Annotated in this window: 3 protein-coding genes; all 3 read left to right on the top strand. The window is 38.0% G+C overall.

Translation table 11 applies throughout. The features are described 5' to 3' along the window. Positions 1-208, top strand: a 208-nt coding sequence (locus VF500_RS13745) for a GH36 C-terminal domain-containing protein (protein WP_330860220.1), incomplete at its 5' end; no start/stop codon positions are given. Positions 209-588: 380 nt separating this feature from the next. After that, complete coding sequence (locus tag VF500_RS13740) at positions 589-1,146, top strand: RNA polymerase sigma-70 factor (protein WP_330860219.1); 558 nt, start codon at positions 589-591, stop codon at positions 1,144-1,146. 119 nt (positions 1,147-1,265) lie between these two features. Further along, a complete protein-coding gene (locus VF500_RS13735) occupies positions 1,266-2,459 on the top strand; it encodes a FecR family protein (protein ID WP_330860218.1) in 1,194 nt (397 codons plus the stop codon). Positions 2,460-2,913: the final 454 nt, after the last annotated feature.

Below are 2,913 nucleotides of genomic sequence, written 5' to 3'. Positions count from 1 at the left end.
GTTTAACCGGGTGCGTTTGCAAGGGTTGGACAGCCACAAATTATACCGGGTAGAAGAGATAAACCTGATGCCGGGCTCCAAATCAAGCCTTGCAGAAAACGGCGGTACATTTAGCGGGGACTACCTGATGACCGTGGGGCTTAATTTAACTCCAGGGAAATTAATACCCTTAAGCAGCATGATAATTGAAATAAACGCCTCGAATTAGAGATGTTTCGCAACACTAAGCTATTGCCCGTTGGTTAAAAAGGGTACGTACACATTAATGCAACACCCGTAATAACAGTAGCGCAAACGTTTGCGTACTTTGTAGTAAATTATCATTTTACTATTAAATTTTATCTCTACTTTAGTTTTACCAATTATAGCCCGATAATGCATAATCGTAACTTTTACAATATGGTTGTTACAATTTGACATTGATAAGGGTATTAATAAGATAAATAACATTTGGGCTTCGTTTTTTTGCAATAGGTTAGATGCCTAAAAACAATAAATCGGCCTGCTATAAAGTGTATTCGATACACAAAGGTAGTTTGCAATGTTATTTACTGTATTTAATTTTAGTAAACTTAAAGTTTGATGTTTATGCCTGAAGCAATTTCAATGGTGGCATTTCAAAATGGGGACAAGGAAGCTTTCAATCATATTTTTAATATGTTTTATAAGCGGGTGTGTTTTTTTGCTGCGGGAATTGTTAATGAAGATGCTGCCGAAGATCTTGTGCAGGATGCCTTTGTGAAGCTATGGGAGCGTCGTTTAAGTTTTGACAGTTTAAATTCAATAAAGGCCTTTTTATACTTAACTACCAAAAACAGCTGCATCAACACCTATAAACACCAAAAGGTTGTTGAAAAATTTGAAAGTCATCAAACTGAAGGCCCGGACGAACCAAACATAATTTACCGCCTTATTGAAGCCGAAGTATTAGATGAAGTTCAGCAGGCTGTGCAGCAATTACCTCAAAGTTATCGTAAAGTAATATACCTTAGCTATTTTCAAGGATTGAGTAACCAGGAAACTGCCGACTATTTAAATGTTTCTATCAACACGGTAAAAACACAAAAGGTACGGAGCTTGCGTATCCTCCGCGAAATTTTAAAGCATTCTCCAACCGCTTTGTTATTACTTATACATAAAGTTTAGCTACTTTCTTCCTTATAACTCCCTTCCCGGGCATTTATGCCTCATAACTTATAAAAAAATAAAAAAAGATCATCCTCCTGTCACCCGTCTGCTTCCTTTAGTTGTTTGTATGTTATTAAATGGAAAAAAACGAGCGGGACTTTTACGTAGCTGAACTAATTGGCAAACTTTTAAATGGTGATATTTCGCAGGAAGAACACCTATGGCTAAAAGAATGGGTTAATGAAAGTATCGAAAACAAAGTACAATTTGAAAAGCTGACAGATGCCGGCTTCCTTGAAGAAAAGCTGACTTTCTGGGATAACATTGATAACGATAAAGCATGGAATGAGCTGCTACAGAAGTTGCCTGAACCGGAATCAGCGCCATTCCGCAGTTTTAATGATACATCGCTATTGAAGTATGCGGCCATAGTCATATTGACCTTAAGTGTTTCTGTTTTATTATATCTCCGGAATGAAAACCGGGTAAAGGAGAATGATAAACCGCAGATTGCTCAAACCACCATGATCAAACCCGGCAGTAATAACGCTATCTTAATTTTAGGCAATGGCCAAAAGGTGGCACTTAAAAATCACGTGCCAGTATCCATTAATGAAGATGATGGAACAGCCGTATCCAATAAAGATGAAATATTAGCCTATAAACACACCGGAAAAGGAAACGCGGGGCAGGATGTGATATACAATACTATTGTTGTTCCGCGTGGGGGCGAATACCAGTTGGTATTGGCAGACGGTTCAAAGATCTGGATGAATTCTGCTTCTTCATTACGTTATCCAACTTCATTTTCGGGCAGCGAACGCAAAGTTTATTTAAGTGGCGAAGCTTATTTTGAAGTAGCTAAAAATGCCAAAATGCCTTTTATTGTAACAACCGGTAAAGCTGAAGTACAGGTATTAGGAACTCATTTTAATGTAAAAGCTTATGATGACGAAGCTCTCAGCAAAACTACGTTATTGGAAGGAGCTGTTAAAGTGCACTCATCAGGGGGGATAAATGAGATCAAACCGGGGCAACAGGCAATAATTAATGGCACCGGGCAGCAAAAAATAACCAGCGACATTAATGTTGATGAGGAAGTAGCCTGGAAAAATGGCCTGTTCATGTTTACTAAGGCCGATATCAAAGACGTTTTACAACAGGTATCACGATGGTATGATATTGATGTGGTTTATGAAGGCAAGGTGCCCGAGCTTCAGTTCACTGGTCAACTGTCGCGCAAGGTTGACTTTTATGGATTTACCAATATATTAAAATACGCCGGGCTAAACTTTACCATTAAAGGTAAAACGGTGATCATAGCAAAATAATAGCGGACTTAATGTGTGAGAAGATTAACCCGCAGAATAAATATATCCTAACAACCAGTTATTCACTTAAATTAAAAACAATGAGAAAACAAATACTTGCCTCACCCTAAAGGGAATCCACTCTGCACGTATTTATAGTAGTACTTATTTATAAATACGATTTTTACGAAAAACGAAGATAGTAACCGGGAAGTGCTCGTAACACCGCCCGGTAATATCTGGGTAAACCAATTATCGCTGGAAAGCATAATTGAAATTCAACGTCTAACCCAAACCGTACAAAAGTATGAAATTCATTTCTAAGTCTGTAGTGGGCGTGTGGCCCGCTATAACTAAAGTTTTATTGGTTATGAAACTGATTGCCATTATCATGATTACTGTCTTTGCCAGTGTAAGCGCCAAAAGCTTTAGTCAAACCATCACCCTTCACCAAAAAAATATATCCGTCAAAAAG

Origin of the sequence: Mucilaginibacter sp., from assembly GCF_036383575.1 — a bacterium.
In the GTDB taxonomy this organism is placed as follows: domain Bacteria; phylum Bacteroidota; class Bacteroidia; order Sphingobacteriales; family Sphingobacteriaceae; genus Mucilaginibacter.
The sequence above is the reverse complement of the archived record's forward strand: the minus strand, read 5'-3'. Positions and strand labels throughout refer to the sequence as shown.